This is a genomic window from Algoriphagus kandeliae (assembly GCF_004571135.1).
In the GTDB taxonomy this organism is placed as follows: domain Bacteria; phylum Bacteroidota; class Bacteroidia; order Cytophagales; family Cyclobacteriaceae; genus Algoriphagus; species Algoriphagus kandeliae.
The window spans coordinates 697,706-723,160 of record NZ_SPSB01000003.1 but is presented as its reverse complement, the minus strand read 5'-3'; the positions used below and the strand labels follow the sequence as shown (position 1 = coordinate 723,160).

26 protein-coding genes are annotated in these 25,455 nt (G+C 41.0%); 11 read left to right on the top strand and 15 right to left on the bottom strand.

What is annotated here, in order from left to right; all coding sequences use genetic code 11:
* The first annotated feature begins 7 nt into the window (after positions 1 to 7).
* A complete protein-coding gene (locus E4S40_RS11725; protein ID WP_135074227.1) occupies positions 8 to 370 on the top strand; it encodes a transmembrane 220 family protein in 363 nt (120 codons plus the stop codon).
* Positions 371 to 426: 56 nt separating this feature from the next.
* On the opposite strand, the gene E4S40_RS11720 is transcribed toward E4S40_RS11725, so the two are convergent.
* From E4S40_RS11720 to E4S40_RS11710, 3 genes are read right to left on the bottom strand one after another with little or no spacing between them, the layout of a single operon-like run.
* Entirely contained in the window at positions 427 to 1,839 is a 1,413-nt protein-coding gene (locus E4S40_RS11720; protein WP_135074225.1) for an NAD(P)(+) transhydrogenase (Re/Si-specific) subunit beta, read from the bottom strand.
* 2 nt (positions 1,840 to 1,841) lie between these two features.
* On the bottom strand, positions 1,842 to 2,153 hold the full coding sequence (locus E4S40_RS11715; RefSeq protein WP_135074223.1) for an NAD(P) transhydrogenase subunit alpha: 312 nt from the start codon (positions 2,151 to 2,153) through the stop codon (positions 1,842 to 1,844).
* Positions 2,154 to 2,155: 2 nt separating this feature from the next.
* Positions 2,156 to 3,295 (bottom strand): Re/Si-specific NAD(P)(+) transhydrogenase subunit alpha, encoded by a 1,140-nt coding sequence (locus E4S40_RS11710; RefSeq protein ID WP_135074221.1) that lies wholly within the window; start codon positions 3,293 to 3,295, stop codon positions 2,156 to 2,158.
* A gap of 182 nt (positions 3,296 to 3,477) precedes the next feature.
* Here E4S40_RS11710 and E4S40_RS11705 point away from each other — a divergent pair, with 182 nt between their 5' ends.
* From E4S40_RS11705 to E4S40_RS11695, 3 genes are read left to right on the top strand one after another with little or no spacing between them, the layout of a single operon-like run.
* Positions 3,478 to 4,518 (top strand): MBL fold metallo-hydrolase, encoded by a 1,041-nt coding sequence (locus E4S40_RS11705; RefSeq protein ID WP_135074219.1) that lies wholly within the window; start codon positions 3,478 to 3,480, stop codon positions 4,516 to 4,518.
* Between the two features lie 43 nt (positions 4,519 to 4,561).
* Entirely contained in the window at positions 4,562 to 4,912 is a 351-nt protein-coding gene (locus E4S40_RS11700) for an MmcQ/YjbR family DNA-binding protein (protein ID WP_135074217.1), read from the top strand.
* Complete coding sequence (locus E4S40_RS11695) at positions 4,909 to 5,868, top strand: ABC transporter ATP-binding protein (RefSeq protein ID WP_135074215.1); 960 nt, start codon at positions 4,909 to 4,911, stop codon at positions 5,866 to 5,868. Before E4S40_RS11700 ends, E4S40_RS11695 begins: the two co-directional genes overlap by 4 nt.
* A gap of 85 nt (positions 5,869 to 5,953) precedes the next feature.
* On the opposite strand, the gene E4S40_RS11690 is transcribed toward E4S40_RS11695, so the two are convergent.
* The 3 genes from E4S40_RS11690 to E4S40_RS11680 are packed head-to-tail and all read right to left on the bottom strand — an operon-like array spanning position 5,954 to position 9,608.
* Positions 5,954 to 6,478 carry an FKBP-type peptidyl-prolyl cis-trans isomerase gene (locus tag E4S40_RS11690; RefSeq protein ID WP_135074213.1) on the bottom strand — a complete coding sequence of 175 codons (525 nt, stop codon included), beginning with the start codon at positions 6,476 to 6,478 and terminating at the stop codon, positions 5,954 to 5,956.
* Between the two features lie 5 nt (positions 6,479 to 6,483).
* On the bottom strand, positions 6,484 to 7,203 hold the full coding sequence (locus tag E4S40_RS11685) for a class I SAM-dependent methyltransferase (protein ID WP_135074211.1): 720 nt from the start codon (positions 7,201 to 7,203) through the stop codon (positions 6,484 to 6,486).
* Positions 7,203 to 9,608: a YfhO family protein gene (locus tag E4S40_RS11680; RefSeq protein ID WP_135074209.1), complete on the bottom strand. Its 2,406-nt coding sequence runs from the start codon at positions 9,606 to 9,608 to the stop codon at positions 7,203 to 7,205. Before E4S40_RS11680 ends, E4S40_RS11685 begins: the two co-directional genes overlap by 1 nt.
* Positions 9,609 to 9,755: 147 nt before the next feature.
* Here E4S40_RS11680 and ffh point away from each other — a divergent pair, with 147 nt between their 5' ends.
* Complete coding sequence (ffh, locus tag E4S40_RS11675; protein ID WP_135074207.1) at positions 9,756 to 11,093, top strand: signal recognition particle protein; 1,338 nt, start codon at positions 9,756 to 9,758, stop codon at positions 11,091 to 11,093.
* Between the two features lie 57 nt (positions 11,094 to 11,150).
* On the opposite strand, the gene E4S40_RS11670 is transcribed toward ffh, so the two are convergent.
* Genes E4S40_RS11670 through E4S40_RS11660 form a run of 3 tightly spaced genes read right to left on the bottom strand, consistent with a single transcriptional unit; the run spans position 11,151 to position 13,489 of the window.
* Positions 11,151 to 11,627: a nucleoside deaminase gene (locus tag E4S40_RS11670; protein WP_135074205.1), complete on the bottom strand. Its 477-nt coding sequence runs from the start codon at positions 11,625 to 11,627 to the stop codon at positions 11,151 to 11,153.
* A gap of 39 nt (positions 11,628 to 11,666) precedes the next feature.
* A complete protein-coding gene (locus E4S40_RS11665; RefSeq protein WP_135074203.1) occupies positions 11,667 to 12,410 on the bottom strand; it encodes a LytR/AlgR family response regulator transcription factor in 744 nt (247 codons plus the stop codon).
* Complete coding sequence (locus E4S40_RS11660; protein WP_237563185.1) at positions 12,407 to 13,489, bottom strand: sensor histidine kinase; 1,083 nt, start codon at positions 13,487 to 13,489, stop codon at positions 12,407 to 12,409. Before E4S40_RS11660 ends, E4S40_RS11665 begins: the two co-directional genes overlap by 4 nt.
* A 258-nt stretch (positions 13,490 to 13,747) precedes the next feature.
* On the opposite strand from E4S40_RS11660, the gene E4S40_RS11655 reads away from it, so the two are divergent.
* The gene (locus E4S40_RS11655) at positions 13,748 to 16,255 is read left to right on the top strand and encodes a TonB-dependent receptor domain-containing protein (protein ID WP_135074201.1); all 2,508 of its coding nucleotides are present in this window, start codon (positions 13,748 to 13,750) and stop codon (positions 16,253 to 16,255) included.
* A gap of 134 nt (positions 16,256 to 16,389) precedes the next feature.
* Here E4S40_RS11655 and E4S40_RS11650 read toward each other — a convergent pair whose 3' ends face one another.
* The 3 genes from E4S40_RS11650 to E4S40_RS11640 all read right to left on the bottom strand — a co-directional run bounded on the left by E4S40_RS11650 (position 16,390) and on the right by E4S40_RS11640 (position 19,219).
* Positions 16,390 to 17,370: a pyruvate dehydrogenase complex E1 component subunit beta gene (locus tag E4S40_RS11650; RefSeq protein ID WP_135074199.1), complete on the bottom strand. Its 981-nt coding sequence runs from the start codon at positions 17,368 to 17,370 to the stop codon at positions 16,390 to 16,392.
* Between the two features lie 83 nt (positions 17,371 to 17,453).
* Positions 17,454 to 18,818: an NAD-dependent succinate-semialdehyde dehydrogenase gene (locus tag E4S40_RS11645; protein WP_202615365.1), complete on the bottom strand. Its 1,365-nt coding sequence runs from the start codon at positions 18,816 to 18,818 to the stop codon at positions 17,454 to 17,456.
* Positions 18,818 to 19,219 carry a rhodanese-like domain-containing protein gene (locus E4S40_RS11640; protein ID WP_135074197.1) on the bottom strand — a complete coding sequence of 134 codons (402 nt, stop codon included), beginning with the start codon at positions 19,217 to 19,219 and terminating at the stop codon, positions 18,818 to 18,820. The genes E4S40_RS11645 and E4S40_RS11640 overlap by 1 nt, the downstream gene beginning before the upstream one ends.
* A gap of 68 nt (positions 19,220 to 19,287) precedes the next feature.
* Between E4S40_RS11640 and E4S40_RS11635 the strand changes: the two genes are divergently transcribed.
* Positions 19,288 to 19,800 carry a metallophosphoesterase family protein gene (locus E4S40_RS11635; protein WP_135074195.1) on the top strand — a complete coding sequence of 171 codons (513 nt, stop codon included), beginning with the start codon at positions 19,288 to 19,290 and terminating at the stop codon, positions 19,798 to 19,800.
* A 57-nt stretch (positions 19,801 to 19,857) separates the two neighbouring features.
* Here E4S40_RS11635 and E4S40_RS17170 read toward each other — a convergent pair whose 3' ends face one another.
* The gene (locus tag E4S40_RS17170; RefSeq protein ID WP_202615364.1) at positions 19,858 to 20,004 is read right to left on the bottom strand and encodes a hypothetical protein; all 147 of its coding nucleotides are present in this window, start codon (positions 20,002 to 20,004) and stop codon (positions 19,858 to 19,860) included.
* A 163-nt stretch (positions 20,005 to 20,167) separates the two neighbouring features.
* Between E4S40_RS17170 and hisS the strand changes: the two genes are divergently transcribed.
* Entirely contained in the window at positions 20,168 to 21,532 is a 1,365-nt protein-coding gene (gene hisS, locus E4S40_RS11630; RefSeq protein ID WP_135074193.1) for a histidine--tRNA ligase, read from the top strand.
* Here hisS and E4S40_RS11625 read toward each other — a convergent pair whose 3' ends face one another.
* On the bottom strand, positions 21,533 to 21,814 hold the full coding sequence (locus tag E4S40_RS11625; protein ID WP_135074191.1) for a hypothetical protein: 282 nt from the start codon (positions 21,812 to 21,814) through the stop codon (positions 21,533 to 21,535). It lies immediately after the preceding gene.
* A 128-nt stretch (positions 21,815 to 21,942) separates the two neighbouring features.
* On the opposite strand from E4S40_RS11625, the gene E4S40_RS11620 reads away from it, so the two are divergent.
* Both E4S40_RS11620 and E4S40_RS11615 read left to right on the top strand, forming a co-directional pair.
* On the top strand, positions 21,943 to 22,278 hold the full coding sequence (locus E4S40_RS11620) for a YbaB/EbfC family nucleoid-associated protein (RefSeq protein ID WP_135074189.1): 336 nt from the start codon (positions 21,943 to 21,945) through the stop codon (positions 22,276 to 22,278).
* Positions 22,275 to 23,270: a glycosyltransferase family 2 protein gene (locus E4S40_RS11615; protein ID WP_135074187.1), complete on the top strand. Its 996-nt coding sequence runs from the start codon at positions 22,275 to 22,277 to the stop codon at positions 23,268 to 23,270. Before E4S40_RS11620 ends, E4S40_RS11615 begins: the two co-directional genes overlap by 4 nt.
* Here E4S40_RS11615 and E4S40_RS11610 read toward each other — a convergent pair.
* On the bottom strand, positions 23,267 to 23,485 hold the full coding sequence (locus tag E4S40_RS11610) for a PspC domain-containing protein (protein WP_135074185.1): 219 nt from the start codon (positions 23,483 to 23,485) through the stop codon (positions 23,267 to 23,269). The genes E4S40_RS11615 and E4S40_RS11610 overlap by 4 nt on opposite strands.
* Positions 23,486 to 23,541: 56 nt before the next feature.
* Between E4S40_RS11610 and E4S40_RS11605 the strand changes: the two genes are divergently transcribed.
* Positions 23,542 to 25,323 carry a tetratricopeptide repeat protein gene (locus tag E4S40_RS11605; protein WP_135074183.1) on the top strand — a complete coding sequence of 594 codons (1,782 nt, stop codon included), beginning with the start codon at positions 23,542 to 23,544 and terminating at the stop codon, positions 25,321 to 25,323.
* The last annotated feature ends 132 nt before the right edge of the window (positions 25,324 to 25,455 follow it).

Here is a 25,455-nt window from a genome sequence, read left to right as displayed (position 1 = left end):
GAATTTTATGAATTTCTGGAAATATTTCTACGGTTTTTGGGCTTTGGTTTTTGTTTTGTTTGCCTATTGGCAATTCAATGATCCTGATCCTGAAATTTGGGTAAGTATCTACGCTGTTGCTTTCATATTCTGTTTGAGAGGAATCAAAGGAATTTTTCCCAAATACCCATTGACCATTGTAGTTATTGCCTGTGTAATTGGCGCGATTTATTATTGGCCTGACTCTGTTCCAAGTTGGATAAGTCAGGAAATAGAGCAAGGAGATTTGACGATGAAAACTCCCGAAATGGAGGAAGGTCGTGAATCTTTTGGTCTTTTGATTATTTCTTTGGTGATGTTGCCAGGCCTGATAAAAGCCTGGAAAAAGTAAATCAAACAGTCAAAAAGAAGAGCCGATTCATTTGAATGGATCGGCTCTTTTTTATTTTAAAGATTTTTCAATTCAGCAATAAGCTTTTCTAAAGAGTCCTTCGCATCTCCGAAAAGCATTCGATTTTTGGGATGGAAGAAAAGCTCGTTTTCGATTCCTGCATAACCTTTTCCCATGGATCGTTTCAAAACAATGATGTTTTTCGCATTCCATACCTTTACCACTGGCATACCATAAATCGGGCTGGAGGGGTCATTTTCCGCAGCCGGATTGACCACGTCATTTGCACCAATCACCAATACTACATCAGTACTTGCCATGCCTTCATTGGCGTCCTCCATTTCCAATAATTTTGGATAAGGGACATCCGCTTCTGCCAAAAGTACATTCATGTGTCCAGGCATTCGGCCTGCTACCGGATGGATGGCATAGGTCAATTCTACACCCTTGTCTTCCAATAGTTTTTCCAAATTATGAACGGTATGTTGTGCTTGTGCGACAGCCAATCCATATCCCGGAACCACACTAACTTTATTCGCATAAGCCAACAGAATGGCAGCATCGGTCACGCTGATTTCTTTGATCGTGCCTTGTTCTCCTGATTTAGCGGAAGCAGCATTTCCTCCTCCGAAAGAGCCAATGATCACATTGGTAAGGGAGCGATTCATGGCGGTACACATCAAAACGGTCAAGATAGTACCGGCCGAACCTACCAAAATACCACCTGTTAACATGGCCTGATTTCCATAAAGGAAACCGCCAAATGCAGCTGCCATTCCTGTGAAGCTGTTCAAGAGGGAGATAACCACTGGCATATCCGCGCCACCAATCGGCATCACAAATAGTACCCCATAAAGCAAGGAAAGTGTAAGCAGGCCGTAAAGCATAGGCATGCTCAAGTTTCCGGAAATAGCCAAAAATCCAGCTAATCCAAAGATTGCGATCAAAAGCAAAATATTGATGATTTGTCCCGCAGGAAGTGCTTTATCAGCAATTTTTCCTTCTAGTTTGCCATAGGCTATCATGGAACCGGAGAATGAAACTGAACCAATTATCAGCCCCAATAAAATGACTATCAGCATTCCCGTAGAAACTTCTCCTCCATGACGAAGGTGATCAAATTCTACAAGTGAGATTACACCGGCACAGGCTCCTCCCATTCCATTGAAAAAGGAAACCATTTGTGGCATGGCGGTCATTTTTACTTTGAGTGCCATGCGGACTCCAATGACAGTTCCAATTATCAATCCAGCAAGAATCAAGCTGTAATTCAACCATTTGTCAGGGCTGAATTCTTCTTTAAATAAAATGGTGGCCGCTATGGCCAATCCCATTCCATATCCGGCTATGAGATTTCCTTTTCTGGCTTTATCAGGGCTTGAAAGCATTTTCAAACCCAAAATAAAAGTCACCGAAGCAACAATGTAGGACAGCTCTAGGAGACTAAGTCCGAGTAGTTTGATATCCATACTTACTTCGATTTTTTCTTAAACATTTCCAACATCCGGTTGGTGACTACAAATCCCCCAACCACATTCAAAGTCCCTAGAATCACAGCTAGAAAACCTAAAACCAAGGCGTAGTAATTTCCAGGGTCTGCTTGCAGCATAATGATAATTGATCCAATAATTACTACTCCATGAATGGCATTAGCACCGGACATTAATGGAGTATGCAAAACGGCAGGTACATTGGAAATTACTTCTATTCCAAGGAATATGGATACGATGATCAGGAATATAAATTCCCGATTCTCATAAAATAGGCTAAGAATTTCTTCCATAATTAGGCTGTGGTTTCGGATGGGTACAAGATATTTTTTACACGCTCGCTTCGAATTGCTCCATCATGTGTGACGCAGGTGTTTTGAATAATGTCATCCTCCCAGTTCAGGAGAAGATTTCCTTCTTTGTCAATTAGAAGTTTTAGGAAATTGACCATGTTTTTGCCATACATTTTGCTTGCATCCATGGGCATACTGGAGGAAAGATTAGAATCTCCAATGATGGTTACACCGTGAATGTGAGTGATTTGATTGTTTTCGGTCAGTTCGCAATTTCCTCCTGTCGAAGCTGCCAAATCCACAATCACTGAGCCTGGAGCCATTGCTTCCACGGTTTCTTTGGTAATAAGAACGGGTGCTTTTCTACCAGGAATCTGAGCTGTACAAATTATAATGTTTGATTTTTTGGCGTGCTCCTGTATCAATGCTTGTTGTTTTGCTTTGTATTCTTCCGTTTGCTCAACGGCATATCCACCGGCACTTGCTTCATCTTTGGCTCCCTCAACTTTGACAAACTTGGCACCCAAACTTTTTACTTCTTCTTCGGCAGCTGCGCGAACGTCGAAAGCTTCTACCACTGCACCTAGTCTGCGAGCAGTAGCAATAGCTTGTAATCCTGCTACACCAGCTCCCAAGACCAAAAGTTTGGAGGGAACAATACTTCCTGCTGCAGTCATAAACATTGGGAAGAATCTTGGGGAATTGGATGCGGCAAGTAAAACCGCTTTATACCCAGCTACAGTTGCCATGGAAGAAAGCACATCCATAGCCTGTGCTCTAGTAGTTCTTGGAACATTATCCATAGAGAAAGTAGTCAGCTTCTGGCTCAGGAATCGATCTACCAATTCCTTATTGGAAAGAGGTTGAAAAAGGCAAACTAATACCTGCCCTGCTTGAAGTTCTTGCTGTTCTTCTTCAGTAGGAGGATTGATTCCGAGAATCAAATCTGCTTTCAAGGCGTCCTTTCGCAAGGCAATTTTTCCACCTACTGCCTCATAGTCGGCATCAGAGGCAAATGCAGCTTCTCCTGCATGTGTTTCGACAAGGATTTCTACTTGGAGTTGAATGAGGGTTTTGGCACTTTCTGGAAGAAGTGCCACCCGATTTTCCCCCTCGGGTTCTTTTAAAAGGCCAATTGTCATGGACTGGGATTTAAACTGAATTGGCTCAAGATAAACGAATATTTCTCAAATGAAAATGATCTTAATCACTTCACTGGTTTTGATACTTATTTTTTCAATTACTTGAAATTAAAGGGATTTGCTAATGCTTCAAAACAAAAGCTTTCTATATTCAGTAAACTTTAAGCACGAAAATCGAGCATATGCCTTTTCATCATTTCGGGGGGAAAATTACCACTCCTCTCAGGAACCAATATCAACAATCACCAAACTGGAAAGAAGGGAAATTTCAGAATTTGCAGCCTACCAGGATGAATATTGGGTTGAAAGATTTTCCAAAACTTCTTTATCAACAATTTAACAATAGGAGCCAAAAACAACCTAGCCAACCAATTCCCATACAATCTTTTGAGAAGGATAAATTTCTTTCAGATGATCCCGTTATAAAATTCGCATGGTATGGTCATTCTGCTATTCTTCTCCGAATGAATGGGAAAAATATCTTCATTGACCCTATGCTGGGGCCCGATGCCTCTCCAATTGCTCCTTTTAAAACAGAGCGGTTTTCCAAGGATAGTTTAGACCTTATCGATGATTTCCCTGATTTGGACCTTGTTCTATTGACTCATGATCATTACGATCATTTGGATTTTGAAAGCATAAAACGTCTTAAGGCCAAAACAAAGCGCTATTATGTAGCTTTAGGAGTCAAGCGCCATTTACAAAAATGGGGTGTAGATGCAGCATTGGTTGAAGAATTTGATTGGTGGGATTCTTTAGATTTTGATGGAATCCGAATCACCTTTACTCCAACGCGCCATTTTTCTGGAAGAGGAATGACTGATCGATCCCTTTCGCTTTGGGGCGGTTGGGCATTTCAAAGCGCTAAAGAATCCATCTGGTTTAGTGGAGATGGAGGTTTTGGTGATCATTTTGAAGAAATCGGAAAACGATTGGGAACTTTCGACTTTGCCTTTATGGAATGCGGCCAATACAATGAACATTGGCGGCAGCTTCATCTTTTTCCGGATGAATCGGTAATCGCAGCAAAACATGCCCTAGTAAATAAAATTATGCCTGTTCACTGGGCTGGATTTAATTTGGCTCCTCATGGTTGGAAAGAGCCCGTAGAGCAGTTTACTAGCGTGGCTCTTGATCAAAATATGGAATATATGGTTCCTCAGCTTGGGCAGATCGTAAAACTCGATGAAAAACACCAGGATAAATGGTGGGATGCATATTGATTCAAACCGACTGTATATTTACCTTTAGTGAAAGACCCTTTCCATGACCCTATCCTTTCTTCGAGATTATTGTCTTTCCAAAGCAGGTACTTCCGAAGATACTCCTTTTGATGCCAATACACTTTGTTTTCGGGTGGGTGGAAAAATTTTCGGAATCACCGACATCGAAAATTTTGATTTTATCAATTTGAAATGTGATCCGGAAAAGTCAGAGGAGCTTCGGGAAAGGTATCCGGGGATTACGCCAGGCTATCACATGAATAAAAAATGGTGGAATTCAGTTTCTGTCCTGGGAAATGTTCCAGATAAATTGATTTTGGATTTGGTAGATCATTCTTATGAATTGATCTTTGACTCATTGCCTAAAAAAATACAAGCCGAGATTAGACCATGAGTTTTTTTTCAGTTCGCAGGATCAGAAAATCCTACCAAAAGCAAATCGCATTACATGATTTTTCATTGGAATTGGAAGAGGGAGGCCAATTAGCCATTGTAGGGGAAAGTGGTTCCGGAAAATCTACCTTGCTCCGAATTTTGGCGGGTTTGGAAAAACAGGATTCAGGGGAGGTTTTTCTTCAAGGTCAAAAAATCCTGAATCCAGCAGAAAAACTGGTTGCAGGTTATGACGAAATCAAACTTATCCATCAGGATTATCAATTATATCCCAATAGTACCGTTGCCGAAAATATCGCGCGTCCTCTTTTGTTATTCGAGAAAAATTACACCAAAAACCGCGTAAAATCACTTCTGAAGCAATTTGGGTTGGAGAAGTTGGCAGAGCGTCTTCCTCGTCAACTTTCTGGTGGACAGCAGCAAAAAGTAGCCATCGCTGCTGCTATGGCCATTGAACCTGAGGTTTTGCTTTTAGATGAGCCTTTCTCTTCACTTGATACCATTCAAACACATCAATTGATTGGAGAATTGGCGGAAAGTTTCAAAAAAGGAAAAACCACCGTGATCTTCGTGACGCATGAGCTCGATGATGCTTTGAGGTTGACTGATAATGTCTTGATTCTTCAGAAAGGAAAGATCATTCAGCATGGGAATTCTCAATTCCTATGTGAAAACCCAAAAAATCAATATGTCGCTAGGTTGTTTTCTCCCATCAATTCCATTCCTGGAAAAGAAAATACCTATCTCCGTCCGAGTGATGTGAAGCTTCGAACCCGGGGGCAGTTGTTAGGGCATGTAGTGGATTCTCGATTTTTGGTCCACTTCAATAGTTTGCAGGTGCGATTGAAAGAGAGTGGAATGATTTGGGAAGTGGATGATCCCTTAAGAAAATACCAAGTAGGCGATCGAGTCTATTTAAATTGGGATGCTGAAAAAGAACTGGAATTAAGTAGTTAAAAAAAATTTTCAAAATCATTTGTGTCACACTGAGCGAAGTCGAAGTGTGCTCGACTTTACTCAGAATGACATAAGAGTTTTTTAATTAATGATCTTCGCCATGTTCTCCGTGTACATGACCGTGGTCTAATTCTTCTGGTGTTGCTTCCCGAACTTCCAGGACCTTTCCTTCGAAATGTAGATCAAACCCAACCAAAGGATGGTTGAAATCCAACAAAAGAGTGTCTCCAAAATCCTTCAATACTTTTGCTTGCATGGGATACCCGTTTTCATCCATCAAAGGAAGAAATTCCCCCTCTTGAAGCATGCTGTCTTCAAAACCTCTTTCTTTCGAAAACTGAGACTTCGGGAGGTTGATCAATAATTCATCATCAGCCTCACCGTAGGCCTCAGCTACTTTTAGAACAAACTCAAATGAGTCTCCTTCCTTTTTTCCAGTTAGGTATTCCTCAAATTTTTCAGGAAGGCCACTTTGTCCAAAAATGAAATAAAAGGGATCTTCTTCATCCCGAACTTCCACACTGAAAGGGACTGATTCGATTTCGTCTTCGACTTTGCTGACTTTAAGTTCGTAAGTCAATCCTACGACTGTTTGATTTTCAATTTTCATAGCTATTAAATTAGGCCGTATTTCAGGCGGATTCGAATACGTTCTTTCAGTACCTCCCATTTACTGAGTGGAGTGGATTTATGTAAGGGTTTGGAGGATCGGAAGACAAAATACTGGTAATCCTTCTCCTGATAAAAAACCGAGTAGGTTTCCATTTTTTCCAAGTAAAATCCAGCGAATGTAAGGCTTTTGATTAGGTCTCCCGAGTCCAAAGGCTGATCAATTACTTGGAGCTTTTCAGGTTCGTTTTCAATCATCCATTTTAAGTATCGAGGTGCTGGAATATGGACAAAGACTACGGAATCGGGATGTGAATGCTTTTTGATTTTTTGAAATAAAGCCTGATGCTGATCTACAGGAATATGCTCTAATACATCCGGAAATACAAAAAAATCAAAAGTCTGATCTCCCTTGTCAAAATCAGACATATCCGAAACCTCAAATTTTAGGTTGGCCTGATCTTTCCAGAGAATTTGTGCTTTTGAAATACTTTCCGGAGAAATATCTACTGCCAGAACTTCTCCTTTGCTTACCTGCTTGGCAAGGAGTGAAGAAACAGTTCCAATTCCACAACCTACCTCCAAAACACGATGATGCGCTTGAAGCCCGGCGGAAACCACCTTGTCTAGGATTGATAGATGACGGGAATTGATTCCGGTCTTCTCTTGCTTTTCAGCAAACTGATCGTAAAAGCTGACTACCTTATTTTCGTTTTCTTCCTGCATTAAGATTTGGTTTTATAAGTCAGGAATATTCCGCCTATCAGTGAAATCACAATCAAATATTGGAAAATAACCATAGGCGTTTTGGTAGCATAGTAACTGGAAGGCTCAAAAGAAAATTCAATTTTGTGAGCTCCGCTAGGCACTTCAATTCCACGTAGCAAATAATCGACCCGAAGGATCGGAGTTTCATTACCGTCAATCTTGGCAATCCATCCTTTCGGATAATGGATTTCAGAAAATACAACCAATCCTCCTTGATCCATTTGAGCTTGATAGGTTAGTTTATTTGGATTGTGATCGACCATTGATACCTGACCTGCACCGGCCGAGATAGTCCCAAATTCCTCTGTATTTATAGTTGCTTGAGTTTTAGTATCGATTTGTCCTAGCAGTTTGATTTCTTCCTCATTACTATTGACCGAGATGATTTCGGAAGGAATCCAAGCAGGACCATTTGCTTGTGGGTTTTCAAATACTGCCCCTGCATCCTGCCCGGCAATCAGATATTTGGTGTTGAGCATATTGATGACTCCAATTCCTCCCCAATCAAAGTTTCCTTCCTGGGCTTTTGTGATAAAATCTTGGATTTCATTCTGCAATTGATAATCAACCAAATCCTGATAGCGACGAAGTTTCGCTCCATGATAACCTCCCAAACTTGCAAATCTATAACTTGTCCTAGCCCCTTGGGTAAGTCCTTCGGTAAGGTTTAAAACCCGGAAGTAATTGTTGTCTTTTTCAATTTCCTTTTCAGCTGGCGTTTCAGCAAAAAACTGACGAGAAGGATTTCCTTGAAAGGATTCACTATTCAAGTATCGTCGATTGATGGAAACAAGATCAACAGAAATCAAGGCTATTAAAGCGAGACCTAGAACCCAGTCAGATATTTTCTGCTTCAGGTTTAAAAAGACTAAACCACCAGAAACCACCAAAAAACCTAAGCTTTTCCAAGCTGAGGAAGTGAGCATGGATTTACGATCTGTTTGCAAAGCATTTGCCAGCCATTCCGGAAGATTGCTATCCACAGGAGCCTCAAATCTGAAAAATGCACCTGAGGCCACTGCCAATATCAAAAGCAATCCCCCAACAATTCCTGAAGCTATGTAAAGTGGTTTGAGCTCTCCTTTTTGAACGAGTTTTTCCAAGGAAATCATTCCTAAAACCGGAATCGCAAACAAGGTTATTCCCAAAGCCATGGAGACAGCTCGAAATTTATTGTAGCCGGGAAGGATGTCAAAAAGGAGATAGTTAAACCAAGCGAGATTTTTCCCCCAACTCAATAAAATGGAAAATAAAATCATTCCTCCAAAGGCATAAAGCACCTCTTTTGGAGCTGCCCAAATTCCTAGAATTGCTAGAAAAACAAGAATAATTCCTCCGTAAATAGGTCCTCCGGTGAAGGTTTGATCACCCCAGTAAGTAGGAGCAGCTTTTACGAATCCATTGATTTGAACGGCATCAATACCGTTAGCTCGCAGTGCTTTTTCAGAAGCGGAATTTTCAGGTAGGGGAGTTTGGCTCCCTCCTCCATAAAAATCTGGGATTAAAAGCGTGAGGGTCTCAAGCTTTCCGTTGGACCAGGAGAATGCATATTCTCGATCCAAACCGCTGGATTCTGTTTCAAGAGTTGCCTCACCACGGGTAGAATAAGGACTGTATTCCAAAGCAGTTGCTAGCCTTCCCAAATTTCCCCCAACTGCCAATAGTGCACCGATTGTCAAGAATCCTAGACTTTTGCCTATTTCCAGCGCTCCGTCTTTTTTCCAGTCAACTATCAATCGAACCAAGACATAAATCACCGAGACGATTAGCGTGTAATAGGTGATTTGTAAATGGTTGAATTTGAGCTGAAGTAAAAGACCAAGAGCCAAGAGCGCAGCACCCAGAATTCGTTTTTTCTCAAAAGCTAAATGGATACCTGCTAAGATTAATGGGATCAAACAAACAGCCCAGATTTTAGCATTGTGACCTGCTTCAAGAGAAAGCAGATTGAATGTGTTAAAGGAAAAAGCAATGGATCCTGCGATGGAAAATAAGGGTCGTACTCGGAAGCTGAGGAGTAAAATGTACATTCCCAGCATTCCAAAAAACAGTCCATTTATCGGGTGCGGAAGACCCAGCGTCAAGATGGATACCAAAGCATTGGTGATATCACCCGGGAATTCCAGGCTGATGAAATAGGCGGGCATTCCTCCAAACATGGAATTGGTCCAAAGTGCCTGTTCTCCCGTCTCTGCACGGTAGTCCATGACCTCTTTTGCAGAACCTTCCCACTGGAGAATGTCTCCCTGGAAAATAACTTTCCCATCAAATACCAAAGGGGAAAAGTAGAAAACGATGAGGAGGTAGAAAATGAGAACTCCCAGTAAGTGAGGGAGGAGATCTTTTTGAAAATTCAGCTTCATGCAGGAAGTTTTCTTCGTTCTGTAATGAAAGTCCGCAAATTAGTGATTAAAAGCTAAAATTGGCTCGAATTCAGGGTGGATTCAGGACTTTTAAGTTTTCGTGCAGGCGCTAAAATCATTACTTTTGCAGCAAATAGCGAAAATCACATGTTTGATAATTTAAGTTTGAAGCTGGACCGGGCCTTTAAAACCCTTAAAGGAACCGGGAAAATCACCGAAATCAACGTTGCCACCACGGTTAAGGAAATTCGTCGTGCCTTGATCGATGCTGACGTTAACTATAAAGTAGCCAAGGAGGTCACAGACAAAATTAAGAATGAGGCGTTGGGACGAGATGTATTGATCTCGGTATCTCCGGGTCAATTATTGGTGAAGATCACTCAGGAAGAGCTGACCAAGCTTATGGGTGGCTCCAAGGTAGATATCAAACTTACCGGTGATCCTGCTGTGATTTTGATTTCCGGTTTGCAAGGTTCTGGTAAGACAACCTTCACCGGAAAATTGGGAGCATTCTTGAAAAAACAAGGACGACAAGTTTTGTTGGTTGCCTGCGATATTTACCGACCTGCTGCGATTGACCAATTGAAGGTGCTGGGTGAGCAAATCGGTGTGGAGGTTTATGCCGAGCCGGAAAACAAGAATGCTATCGAGATCGCCAATAATGCGATTGCCTACGCTAAGAAAACCGGAAAGAAAACAGTAATTGTCGATACCGCCGGTCGCCTCGCAGTGGATGAGCAAATGATGAATGAGATTGAGGCATTGAAAAAAGCACTCAATCCTTCTGAAACGCTATTTGTCGTAGACTCCATGACTGGTCAGGATGCAGTGAATACTGCCAAGACCTTTGATGAGCGATTGGATTTTGATGGGGTGGTATTAACCAAGTTGGATGGTGATACCCGAGGTGGTGCTGCTATTTCCATTCGCCACGTGGTGGAGAAGCCGATTAAGTTTATCTCTACTGGGGAAAAAATGGAGAATCTAGACGTTTTCCATCCTGACCGAATGGCTCAGCGAATTCTCGGTATGGGTGACGTGATCTCTTTGGTAGAGCGTGCTCAGCAATCTTTTGACGAAGAGGAAGCCAAGCGGATCAACGCTAAAATTCGCAAGAACAGTTTTGATTTTGAGGATTTCCTTTCCCAATTGGAGCAAGTCAAAAAGATGGGAAATATCAAGGACTTGATGGGAATGATCCCGGGTATGGGAAAAGCTATGAAAGGATTGGATATTGATGATGATTCTTTCAAACCAATTGAAGCGATTATCAGAAGTATGACCCCGTTTGAACGTCAGAATCCTGATGTGATTGACGGCAGCCGAAGAAAGCGGATTGCGAATGGGTCAGGAAGAAATATTACCGAAGTAAATAACCTGATGAAGCAGTTTGCTGATATGCGGAAGCTAATGAAGCAAATGAATAAGATGGGAGGAGCAAAGGCTGCGATGAGCCGGATGATGCCTGGAATGGGTAAAAGATGATGAATTAAGAATTAGGAATTAATAATGAGCCCGGTCTGAATGGATCGGGTTTCTTCATTAATACAGGGTCTTGTTATCCATTTTTTTCCAAATCTCGAAAGCTTCTAAAACTTCTTCTCGTAGCATAGATATCATTGGGATTTTTCGATCGGCTGGATTCAATTCAATTTCCTGATAGATGAAATCATCGTCAAAGCCTGCATCCGCAGCGTCTTCCTTAGTGCCGGCATAAAATACCCGCTCTGGCCTTGCCCAAAAAATAGCTCCCAAACACATGGGACAAGGTTCGCAGGAGGCATAAACTTCACAACCTTCCAATTGAAAGTTATTAAGTGTTTTGCAGGCCTCCCGGATAGCGACTACCTCTGCATGAGCGGTTGGGTCATTGGTTTTCAAGACCATGTTTGAGCCTTGGCCGACGATCTTTCCGTCTTTGACAATTACGCAGCCAAAAGGACCGCCATTTCCAGCTTTCATTCCTTCTTTAGCCAAACGGATAGCTTCACGCATAAAGTGTTTTTGCGATTCATTCATGTTTAAAAATACTGAACTGTTCCAATAATGTCTACAGGACTAGCTCATCCATCTGCTCATAAATGCCAAAAATGCCTCTTTGTAATTATCTCCGATGGAAATCTCATGGTTTCCAAGGTGAATACTGTTTTTCGAAACAGAATCTATATGGTCTAGCCCGATGATGTAGGAGCGATGAACACGCATGAATTTATCTGCAGGTAGCAGCTCCTCCATGTTTTTCAAACTTGTCAGAGAAAGAAGGGGAGCGTTTTTGGATTTAAGATGAACCTTAACATAATCCTTGTATGCTTCCACGTATATAATGTCCTGAAGCATGACTTTTACCAGTTGGTACTCTACCTTTAGGAAAATATAGTCTAAGGGCTTTACTGCGCTTTCTTCTGTCTCGGAAGAAGTATTTTTTCTCCGCTCAAAGTAATTATAGGCTTTGGTGGCTGCATTTAAAAAATCCTCGTAGCTAAAAGGTTTAAGAAGGTAATCCAATGCATCTACCTTATAGCCTTCTATTGCAAATTGATGGTAAGCTGTGGCAAAAACGATTCGGGTTTGATCGGAATTTTTCTTTCCATCCAAAACCCGGGCGAGTTCCATACCCGATAAGTCAGGCATTTGGATATCCATGAATATCAATTGAACCTCATGCTGATTAATAAAGCTCAATGCCTCAATTGCACTGGTAAACCTACCGATTAATTCTAAAAAGGAGGTTTGCTCGATGTATTTGCAAACTAAATCCAGGGCAAGAGGCTCATCGTCTACTGCTATGCATTTGAGTTTCATTCCAGATTTAAAGTCAGGTTGACGTAATATTCCTGATTCTCCTCATCTTTCCCAAATTTCAGGCGATGTTTACCTGGATAAAGCAAGCTCAGACGACGCTGTGTATTGACTAGTCCGATACCATGTTCTTTGGCTTCGGGGCTGTCAGGATTGGTAGGGAAAATTTGATTTCTAGTCTCAAAAAAGACCGTATTTCCCATAATTTCCAATTTGATATAAATATCGCTTTCCTTTTGTGAGCTGATCCCATGTTTGAAAGAGTTTTCCAAAAATGGTAAAAGTAACATCGGTGCAATGATGTGATTATCGTCTGCTTCATCAAGTTGGATATGCAGCTTGACTTTATCAGTAAGGCGCATTTTCATCAGCTCGATGTAATCCCGGATGAAATCCACTTCTTTGCTCAAAAGTGTCGTTTCCTTCTGATTTTCATACAACACATAGCGCATCATTCTGGAGAGCTTTAGCAAAGCTTCCTGCGCTTTTTTAACATCCAGATTGGTGAGCGAATAGATGTTGTTCAGCGTATTGAAAAAGAAATGTGGGTTGATCTGTGCTTTAAGGTAGGAAAGCTCCGTTTTGATTCGCTGTTTTTCGAGTTCCTGCCTATGCTCCTCGTCTTTTTGCCATTTCTGTACCAAGGCCAGGGAAGTGCTTAGCCCGACCGAAAGCAAATAAAGCATCTCCTGAAAAACATCCCCTGGAATCCATCTTCTTTTTGGGTCAAAAGGTCTGTCAGGATTGAAGGTTTCATGCATTCGAAGTGGATACTGAATAAGCTGCTCGAAGTACACAATGATGAAATAAAATAAAATACCACCAATGATGGCCATCAAAAGGTAGGTGTAGGTTTTGCCTTTTAATAAGACCCTTGGAACGACAAAGGATTGATTGGTATAAAAGATGAATAAGAGTAACAATACCAAAAAGGCTTGCTTCCACCAATATTCAACAGGAAGGTCGATTTCTCCCATCCTCCAGGAGAGGGGAGAAAGTAGGAGCAAAACCACTCCTAGCATCAACCAGCCCAAAATATGGACGAGTATGGATATGTTTTTTCTGGGGGTGACGAGCTGCATAGCCTTGAGTTTCAACGCAAACTAAGAGAAAGTTTTACCAATTTGAAGGAATAATCTACCAATCCAAATTTTTCACCGCTCAAAAGCTCCTTTTGACCGATAAATACCAATTTTTCCGTTTTCTACAGATTTATCTGCTCAAAATGCCTTTTTGTCGATAAGTCTCAGGGCTTGGTCTATTGCATGGATTTGTGTGAAACAAAGCCTGTTGTTTTGTGGTAATGAAGGGGAGAAAGCCCACTATTTGAAGACTAAATCATGAAAAAACTACTCAATTTAATTATCGTTTTCTTTTTCGCTGCAGGATCTATTTCTGCATTTGCGCAGCAAACCGAAAAGGAACCTGCTCGGATCATCGGGGTGGCTAAGGATGCCAAGTCAGGTGAACCTGTAGGGTATGCAACTGCTGCCTTGTATAAAAAAGGTGCTGATGTCAGTCTTGCCGGAGCCGTTGCTGACGGGGACGGTAAATTTTTTATCACAGGATTCGAGCCTGGAGATTACATACTTCAATTGACCTTTATTGGTTTTGAAACCTTAGTGGTTGACGGGATCAAAGTAACTAGTCCTACTGGTGATGTCAACTTGGGAGAATTGTTGATGTCTGATGAGGGATTAGCTTTGGAGGAAGTGACTGTTCAGGGACAGCGTGAGCTTATCGAAGAGCGCGTAGACCGAACCATCTACAAAGCTGAAAATGACAAAACCGTCGCAGGTGGTGATGCTACCGATGTATTGAGACGCGTGCCAATGCTTTCTGTGGATTTGGATGGAAACGTATCCATGCGTGGAAGTAGCAACATTACTGTTTTAATTGACAATCGGCCATCTGCTATCGCAGCTAGCAGTATCACTGATGCTTTGCGTCAAATCCCAGCAGATGAAATCAAAGAAGTTGAAGTAATCACTTCTCCATCGGCAAGATTCGATGCAGAAGGTACATCCGGAGTCATCAACATTGTGACCAAAAAGAACAACCTAGAAGGAATGACTGTCAGTATAAACAGTGGTGCTGGTCTTCGAGGATCTAATTTGGGATTGAACGGTGGAGCAAGAATCGGAAAATTCGGGTTCTCTTTGGGAGGTTTCGGACGTTCTGGATACAATACTTTAGGAAGCTTCGACAACACACAAACGCTTCTAGGTGCTGATGGAGGTCAAACAGTAATTGCACAATCTGCTGACACAGAGCGAAATTTCCTATTTGGCCGATATAACTTCGGAATTGATTACGAAATTAATAAATACAATTTCTTGACAGGTTCTGCAAACTTCGGAATTCGAAACTCCAGAAACTATCAGAATGACTTCTTGACTCAAACTTTTGTAGGTGGTGACTTGGTGAATTCAGCCATGCGTCAGACTGACACAAAAGATAAGTCAAACTCTATTGATGTGAGTTTGAACTACACAAGAACTTTTGAAAAGAAAGGAAAGGAGATCAGTTTCTTGACGCTTTACAGCAGAAACAACAGAGAAAATTCTTTTGTCAACTCTCTTTTCAATGAGGATTTCCAAACAATCGATTCTCGATTGAGAAACGATAACCCAAGCCGAAATGAAGAGTTTACTGCTCAATTGGATTTCGTAACTCCAATGGGAGCAGATGGTCAGCAAATCTTGGAATATGGTGCTAAAAACATTCTTCGAAAAGCTTATTCAGATTTCGCTTACTTCAGAGCTGATGGCGCAGATGGCGATTACATTGAATTGGTTGATCCATCTTTGAGCAATGAGTTTAGCTATGATCAAAATGTGTCAGCTGCTTATGTATCGTATACCTTCAACTTCTTGAAGAATTACACTTTGAAGCCTGGCTTCCGCTATGAATACACTACAATCTCTGCGGATTTTGCCAATGAGTTAACTGTACAGATTCCTTCTTATGGATCTTTGATTCCTAGCTTGAATGCAAGTAGAAAGCTGAAGAACGGAAACATGATCAAGGCGGCCTATAACCGTCGATTGCAGCGACCTTCTTTGAGATTCTTGAATCCAAACATTGAAGCTTCTAACCCGCTTCAAATTACTCAGGGTAACCCAGAATTGGATCCAGAATTCACCGATAACTATGAATTGGGATACAGCACCTTCATTAAGGGGACTATGTTGAACTTCACTACTTTCTACCGAAATACAACTGGTTCTATTCAGGCAGTACGATCAGTTCTTGATGATGATGTGATCTACACAACTTTCGAAAATATCGGTCAGGAGCAGGCGATCGGTACCAACATCTTCGCCAATGTGAACATTAATAATAAGTTTTCTTTGAACGGTGGTATCGACTTGTTCTACACTATGTTGGACAATGGATTATCTGATCCACAGACAGCTGCTCAAAATGAAGGTTGGGTAATCAGTGGTCGTATGTTTGGTAACTATTCCCTTCCAAAAGATTGGCAGATCCAGCTCTTCACCTTTGCTAGAGGTCGTCGAGTTCAGCTTCAGGGAACAAGTGGTGGATTTGCTGCTTATGGATTGAACTTGAACAAGCAGTTCCAAGAGAAAAGAGGAAGTATTGGTTTCGGAGTTGAAAACTTCTTAGCAAAAGAATTTATCATCAGAAATGAAACTATCACTCCAACCATTATTCAAAACAGTACTACTGCTTTGAGAAACATGAACTTCAAAATCAACTTCAGCTATAGAATCGGAAAGATGTCCATGAATGACCGAAATCGCCGCAGAAAGTCCGTAAACAACGATGATTTAAAAGGTGGCGATGACGGAGGAATGAATGGTCAGATGAACGAAAACAGATAAACTGAAATTCGAACAAGATAATTGGGAACTGGTTTATTCTAAGGGCTAGTTCCCTTTTTTATAGATAGATAGATTGGGTAACAAAAAACCCTGACTTGATAGGTCAGGGCTTTTTTTTAGGTTTTATTCTAAAACTATTCTTTGTAAGTCACTTTTTTGATTGCTTCTACTGTTCGCTTCACATTTGGAATAGTGGCCTCAATGTAAGTAGGAGCATAGCTCAAGGGAACGTCCATGGAATTGACACGGATAACAGGAGAATCCAGATAATCAAAAGCGTAACGCTGGAAGTGGTATGTCAATTCAGAAGAAATTGCAGCAAGTGGATTTGCTTCTTCTACTATAACAGCCCGATTAGTCTTTTTCACAGACTCTACACAGGTTGCATAGTCAATCGGTCTTACGGAACGAAGATCAATTACTTCACAATCGATTCCTTCTTTTGCCATTTCTTCTGCAGCTTCCAAAGCCACTTTCATCATTTTTCCGAAGGAAATCAAAGTGACATCTTTTCCTTTTCGTTTGATATCAGCTACTCCGATAGGGAGTAGATATTCAGACTCAGGAACCTCTCCTCTGTCAGAATACATCAATTCGGACTCCATGAATATTACTGGATCTGGGTCACGAATAGCTGCTTTCAAGAGTCCTTTTGCATCATAAGGATTGGAAGGTACGATTACTTTTAGGCCTGGAGTATTGGCAAACCAGTTTTCGAAGTTTGAAGAGTGCGTAGCACCAAGCTGACCGGCATTTCCAGTAGGTCCTCTAAACACGATTGGAACGGAATAGGCGCCTCCTGACATAGCATACATTTTAGCAGCCGAATTGATGATTTGGTCAATGGCAACTAGGGAGAAGTTGAAGGTCATAAATTCAATGATAGGTCGCAGACCATTCATAGCTGCACCTACCCCCAAACCTGCAAAACCCAATTCAGAAATCGGAGTGTCATATACACGGTCTGGTCCAAACTCATCCAGCATTCCCTGAGAAACCTTGTAGGCACCATTGTACTCTGCTACTTCTTCCCCCATCAAAAAGACATTGGGATCACGTCTCATTTCTTCAGACATGGCCTCTCTGAGGGCTTCTCGAAACTGTATTTCTCTCATTTTATAAGGTCAAAATTATGGCTCGTAAAAATAGGAAGGAATCCCTCAATTGCAAAAACCGCTTGTGGGATTATCATGGCTATTTAACCCAAATACACTGTCTTGATATTAACAAATTCAAGGATGCCTTCTTGGCTAAGTTCTCTCCCATAACCCGACTTTTTGATTCCGCCGAAAGGGAGATGTGGATTTGAGGCTACTAAAGAATTGATAAAAACTGCTCCGGTTTCAATTTGCGCAGCAAGTTTTTCGGCTTTTTCGAGGTCTTGAGACCAAAGACTACCACCAAGTCCAAACTCTGAATCATTCGCTAGGGAAATGGCTTCATCTTCATTTTTAACCTTGAAAATAGAAGCAACAGGGCCAAACAATTCCTTGGAATATGCTGGAGACTCTTTTGGAATATCAGTCAATATTGTAGGCTCAAAAAGTGCTTTCCCTTTTTCGGGTTTTTTGCCACCCAGAAGGACTTTTGCCCCTTCTTTCACACTTTTTTCTACCTGTTCATAGAGTTCGAAAGCCAAATCTTCCCGAGCCATGCAGGCATAATCAGAATTAGAATCTTCAGGGTTGCCGAATTTCATCGACTTAATTTCTTCCTTGAAGACTTCTGCAAATTCATCGAAAACGGATTCCTCAACAATAAATCGCTTGGCTGCAATGCAACTTTGTCCAAAGTTGATCATTCGGGCCTTTGCGGCTGTTTTAGCTGCTTTTTTCACGTCTGCGTCCGCCAAGACAATGAAGGGATCACTACCTCCCAGCTCAAGAAGGGATTTCTTGATATTTTTTCCGGCGGTTGAAGCCACAGCCGAACCGGCTTTTTCACTTCCTGTTAGGGTAACTGCTTTTATCCTTGGATCGGCAATAATCTGATTGGTAGTCTTAGAGTCAATCAGCAAGGTCTGAAAAACTCCTTCGGGAAAACCTGCTCTTTCAAATACCTGTTGGATGGCAAGCGCAGCCTGTGGAACATTAGAAGCATGTTTGAGAAGACCAGTGTTTCCCGCCATTAAAGTTGGAGCCGCAAAACGGAAAACCTGCCAAAAAGGGAAGTTCCAGGGCATTACAGCCAATATAGCCCCCAAAGGTTGATAGATAACCTTGGCAGTAGCTCCATCAGGTAGGTTGATGGATTTTGATTTCAAGAAGCTTTCCGCGTTATCAGCATAAAAGTCACAAACCCAAGCACATTTTTCGATTTCCGCTTGCGATTCTTTGATGACTTTTCCCATTTCCTGTGTAAGGAGAAGGGCATACTCATCCCGGTTTTCCCGCAGTTCTTGAGCCGCAGCCTTCATTAATTTTTTTCGATCCGAAAAATCAGAGATTTTCCACTTACGAAAAGCAGCCTCGCTTTTGGCTAAGGCTGCTTCGATTTGGAGTTCATCAAATGGATCGAATTCCTTTAAAATCTCCCCTGTAAAAGGGTTGATAGATTTAATCATCAGTCTTTTATTGGTTTTCCTTCGTTCTTCCAGGCTGTAATACCTCCGTCTAGCATAATTACATGTTTGAAGCCTGCCGCTTTCATGGCTGCCCCTGCCTTTGCTGTTCTTTTTCCAGAACGACAATAGAGCAGGTAAGTTTTGGATTTGTCTAGGGTTTCGATTTTCTCAGAGAAATCTTCAGCCAAAAAGTCGAGGTTTTCAGCTCCTGAAATGTATCCTTCTTTCATTTCCTCCGGAGTCCGGATATCAAGCAAGGTGTTTTTCTTTTTGTTCATCAGCTTTTCAAATTTATCCACGCTGACAACTTTGGCTGAATCTTGGGAGGTTTGTGCTTGGGCATAAAAAGCCAATGTCAGCAGGAATAAGCTAAGAATAGCTGATTTAAGATAATTTTTCATAGTCATTAATTTTTGAGTGCAGTACTTTCCATACATATTCGGGGAGAAATTAATTCCTTTCTCCACAAATGTCCACTAAAATCGCGCTCATTTCAGATTCTCACGGTTACATTGATCACAAAACCTTAAAATACCTAGGTGAAGTAGATGAAATATGGCATGCCGGAGATATCGGAAGCCTTGAAGTCATGGATCAACTTCCAAAAGAAAAAGTCATCCGAGCTGTTTTTGGAAATATAGATGATCAGGGAATTCAGAACCTATATCCTGAATGGAATGACTTCGAGGTTGATGGTGTGAGAGTGTTGATTACGCATATCGGAGGCAAACCGCCGCGATACGCGAAAGGGGTTAAAACAAAAATCAAGGAAATCAAGCCACAATTATTCATTTGTGGACATTCCCATATCTGCAAAGTGGAATTTGATTCGAACTTAAATTGCTTGTACATGAATCCAGGAGCTATTGGACAGCAAGGATTTCATCAAATGCGAACTATGCTTCTATTTGAGTTGGATCAGGGAAAAGTGAAAAATCTCCAAGTGGTAGAACTCGGTAGGAGAGGGCGCCCTTCGTCATAACCAAAAAGAAATAAAAAAAGCGGCAAGAGCCGCTTCAAAGATTTTAATTGAAATAAATTATTTCGTCTCGAAAGATTTTTTCAATTCCTCAACGTCCACGTTTTTGATTACTGGCTTCGCAGTCAATTGCTTGATTTGAGCAGTACGCGTATTTTGACTTTGTCTTTTTCTTCTAAGCTTTCTTTTAAGAGTAGTAACTGCCATGGCTATATCTTTTAATGTATTGAATTCGAATCGGACGGCAAAGGTAGAAAAACATTTGCGTAATGCCTAAGTGAGCTTTGGAAAATATTTTGTAAATCCGAGACAAACCAAGCTATTCTGCATTTTTTGGGTAAATTTGGCCTTCAAATCACCAAAAAGTTTCATGCAAAAACCTAGTTTACCAAAAGGTACAAGAGATTTTGGGCCTATTCAGATGGCCAGAAGAAATTTTATTCTGGATACAATCAAGGAGACTTTTCAAATTTTTGGATATCAGCAGTTGGAGACTCCTGCCATGGAAAATCTCAGTACCCTTACTGGAAAATATGGAGATGAAGGAGATCAGCTATTGTTCAAAATTCTCAACAGTGGAGATTTTTTGAAAAATGTCAGCGAGGAAGATTTTAAAAATGGCGCTGCGACTACTCTACCAAAAGTCTCTGAAAAGGGGCTTCGCTACGATTTGACTGTTCCTTTTGCACGATATGTGGTGATGAACCGGCATGAATTGACTTTCCCATTTAAGCGATTTCAGATTCAGCCCGTTTGGCGTGCGGATCGACCACAAAAGGGAAGGTATCGTGAGTTTTATCAGTGTGATGCCGATGTAGTTGGGACTGATAGTTTGCTTTGCGAAGCCGAAATTATCCTGATGATTCATAAGGTGTTTTCAAAACTTGGTATCCAAGACTACAGCATCAAAGTCAATAACAGAAAGATTCTAACAGGTATTGCTGAGGCAATTGGAGAAGCAGGAAAAGAAGGGCCTTTATGCGTTGCCATAGATAAGCTGGATAAAATCGGAAAGGAAAAAGTAGAGGAAGAATTGCGGCAACGAGGATTTGGTGAAGAGGCGATTACCAAACTTCAGCCCTTGTTTGATGCCAATCCGGAGGATTTTGATGCTGGACTGGAATTCCTGAAAGGTTTTCTAGCGGAAAGTGAAACAGGGAAACAAGGAATTGCAGAACTGGAAGAAACCTTGAATATTTTGGCAAGCCTGGGTGGTACGAGAGACCATGTCGCTTTTGATTTCCTATTGGCTAGAGGATTATCCTATTACACAGGGGCGATTTTCGAAGTAAAGGCTCATGGCGTGAAAATCGGCTCTGTCAGTGGTGGAGGAAGATATGATGATTTGACTGGCGTATTTGGCATGCCTGGAGTTTCTGGAGTAGGTTTCTCATTTGGGGTAGATCGTTTATATGATGTGATGGAAGAATTAGGGCTATTCCCCGAAGATAATCTTTCTGCACCTGTTCTTTTGCTGGCTCATTTCGATCAAAAAGGATTTGATTACGCCGCAAGTCTATTGAGTCAAGTGCGTGCTAAGGGAATCCGAGCTGAGCTTTATCCAGATCTGACCAAATTGAAAAAGCAATTAGATTACGCCAGTAAAAAGGGGATTCCATTTGTTGGAATCTGTGGTGATAAGGAAATCGAATCCAAAACTGTTGCCTTGAAAGATTTGACGACTGGAGAGCAATCATCGGTCACACTAGAGGAGATGCTTGAAAAACTCTACTGATTATTCGACTTTGATAATAGAGCGGATTGGAATAGTGATTCCTCCTTTGAGTACCACGAATTCAGATCCTACTGCCCAAACTGTCGTATAAACTTCGTATAGATTTTGATCAACAGAAAGAAAACTTATTCGAACCTTGGTATGGAGGAGGTTGCCAAGTGTTTGAGATCGATGAAGGGTGGCAAGGCGTTGTTTGATTTCTTCAGGGTTAGACAATACTTCCCGTTTAGTAAAATTAATAGCGCTTACTTGTTCTTTTTCGATTCTTACTGAAGTTTCCATGAGTATTTAGTTTTCTGTAAAAAGTATAAACAGGAATTATTTCGTGAAGGTTACAGAAAATTATCTTATGATTTGTATAAAAATTATTTTACAAAATAATATTCTGAAATAAATAAAATTAAGAAACTATGTTTGATTTTATGAATATGATGAACAAGGTGAAAGAAGCCCAGGCCAAAATCAAAGAGGCACAGGCAAAACTTGTTCATTTGACTGCTGAAGGAGAATCAGGTGCCGGCATGGTTAAAGTGACGGTCAATGGAGAGCGAAAGGTGGTCAAAATCGAAATGGATGAATCGCTGATCACACCTCAGGACAAAGAAATGCTCAGTGATCTCATCGTGGCAGCCACTAATATTGCCATGGAGCAGATTGATGCGAAAATCAAGGCAGAGATGAAAGCTGCTACCGATGGCATGATTCCAAATATTCCAGGCATGGACTTGGGAAGCATGTTTGGATGAAAACCTGTGCTATTGTCATATTGAATTATAATGGGGAGGAAATGCTAGCCCGTTTCCTTCCATCTGTTGTTACGAATTCCCAATTTGATATCTGGGTTATCGATAATGCCAGTACCGATCAATCTATAGCATTTCTTGAAAAAGAGTTTCCTCATGTTTTCCTAGAGAAGCTAAACCAAAACTTCGGCTATGCTGGAGGATACAACCGCGGTCTAGAAAAATTTAAAGGGAGCTATCAATATTACATCCTACTCAATTCTGATGTGGAGGTCACACAGGGATGGGATGTCACTTTAATCAATTATCTCCAAGAAAATCAGAATCTAGCCGCTGTTCAACCAAAAATCCTTTCTGCAGTCGATCGACACCAATTTGATTATGCGGGAGCAGGAGGAGGGTTTTTGGATTCCTTGTATTATCCCTATTGTCGGGGTAGGATTTGGAATCAAATCGAAACTGACGAAGGTCAATATGATGATGATTGTTTAGTGGATTGGACCTCGGGTGCATGCTTTGCAATTCGGTCCGATCTATTTCATGAATTAAAGGGCTTTGATGATCATTTTTTTGCTCACATGGAAGAGATTGATCTTTGTCTGAGAATCCGTCAACTCGGATTCGATTTGGCATACACTTCCAAGAGTACCATTTATCATTTGGGAGGGGCTACACTTGACCGTTCGAGCCCTAAAAAATTGGAGCTCAATATTCGTAACAGTCTTTCGATGATTTATAAAAATTTGCCTGCCTCTTCTTTTTGGTGGGTTTTCATTCAAAAAGGGATTCTCGAGCTAATCGCCGGGATAGGTTACTTTTTTCAAGGGAAAAGTCATTTGGGAAAAGCTGTTTTCCAAGGATATGTAGGTTTTTTTCGTCAGCGTTCCATTTTTACACCGGGGACCAACAAAAAAAAGATCCCTTTTTTGGGACCTTCCAGTTATGTGTTTATCGATTTTTTCTTCCGGAGAAGAAAGAAATTTTCCGAGCTTTAATCAAAAAGCACCGGGTTATTCATTTTTCTGAAGTACTTTCGGATTTTCATCATCATGGCCATGGATACGTAAATAATCACTGGTGAGCCAAGTGTGATGAAAGAGGAGTAAATAAAAAACAACCGAATGCTATCGATGGGGAAATTGAATTTTTCTCCTAACCTGGAACAAACGCCGAAGGCTCTTTCTTCGAAAAACAGTTTCAGTTTTTGCATGGTATTCGATTTGTGGTGGTCTAAGTTAAAAATACTCTCGCGAACTATAAAGCAAAATGTCTGCCCGATTGTTCCCCAAAATTAAAAATTTCCTTTTCCTTTTTTTCTTTTTCTGGAGTTGTATTTCGTATGCTCAGGAATTTCGATTTATAGAAAATGTCAATTTGTCTCCTGAAAAACTGGAATATTTTAGAGATTCAGTCCGCTTCAAAGTGGAAGGAAGTATTCCCATCGAATCTGTTGTGACTCCGAGAAATCCGAAAGCAATATTGATTTTCAGATCATCAAACAATAGCCTTGACTTGGGTGAATTGGAATTGAAAAAGAATTTATCGGACTATAGTTTTGAGGCTGAGTTTCGAATTGCTTTCAAGCCTTGGATGCAGGAAGGTTTTTTAGAATTGCAGTTTTTTCAAGGGAAAAAGGAAACCACAGAACCTTTTGAAAAGCGGACTCTTGCGCAAGGGATTATTTTAACCCCATTTTTAGCGAAAGTTGGCAAAGCAAGTCCCAATGAACCGATTCCAGATGTAGGATTGATTATTCCTGCAGGGGCAGTAGATCAAGGGGCCGCTCAAACCAAAAGCTTTTTGTTTCAATTTGATCCGGGATCTTCAGTATATAAATCTTCCACGGCTAATGAAAAGCAATTCGAGCTGGTTCGGGACTTTGTCACTGAAAACCCCGACGTGAAATCTGTTAAGATTACTGGAATCCAATCTCCTGAAAATTCGGAAGGGAAGAACAGTAAGCTTGGAATGGATAGGGCGCAGAGTCTTCTCCGGGAAATCCAAGACAAAAAGCTTTTCCTTCGTGATTCCATGATTGAGGTGGGAGCTCGTTGGAACGATTGGTTTGACTTCCGCTTACTACTACGTGATTTTGCAGGTCTCTCTACTTCAGCCAAAGATCAATACTATGATGTGTTGATGAATGGGGATGATTTTTTGACTCAAAAAGAAAAGTTGAAGGATATCAGGGGCTTCGATCAAGTGGCAAGGCAGCTTTACCCCAAACTAAGAGCAGCAAAGTTGGAAGTAATCGCCAAACCTGGGATGGGGATAGGCTTGGCCAAGATGAATATTTTGCAGAAGGAGTTGACTGGAAACTCTTCTAATAGTGAATTAGAATTTTTGGATTGGGCTTTGGCTGCTGAAAGTTCGGCGAGATTAGAAGAAAAATCCCAAATCTATATCAAAATGACGGAGTTATTCCGTTCCCCTTTGCCTTACAATAATCTGGCGGTAGTTCGAATGCAGCAAGCTCAGCGAACCTTTAATCCTGATGAGAAAGAAAATCTTTGGGCAGAAGCTGAATGGCTACTTCAGCAAGCATTGCGAATTGAGGAAAATCCATATTCCCTGCACAACCTTGGTCAAATATTAGCCTTAAGGGGGTACTATTGGGAAGCTTATAAATATTTATCGAATGCCTCTGTCTTAACTAGAAATCCAGATTTTCTAAAGCGAAATGAAGCACTTCGAGGTGCCTTGGATATTTTGAGGGGAGATTACAAGCTTGCCACCTTGCGTTTTGATTTTGAGTACACCGAACCAAGCAGCTACTTTAATAAAGGACTAGCTCATTTTTTGGCCAAAGAATATGCAAAAGCTTCCTTGGCATTTGAGGAGTCTGTTTTCTTAAGTAGAGAATTTGGCTATGGATATTATGGTTTGGCCTTGCTGGCAGTAAACTCGGGCCAACTCGAAGTGGCTACTATTCAGCTTCAAAAAGCCATTGAAGCGAATGAAGAGCTTTACAAATGGATGTTATTTGATCCTAGCTTTGAGGAAATCAGAAATTCTGAAGATTTTTTTGAGATTTTAAGAAATGACTGATTTTACCACTTTTAACAAAATTTCAAATGTTTTTTGGGGTGAGAAAGACCTATTGTCCAAATATTGAATAAGTAAACTTCTGAATTTCAGGAAAATTAGGGGCGGGCTATAAAGAATAGGCAAATTAGGTTT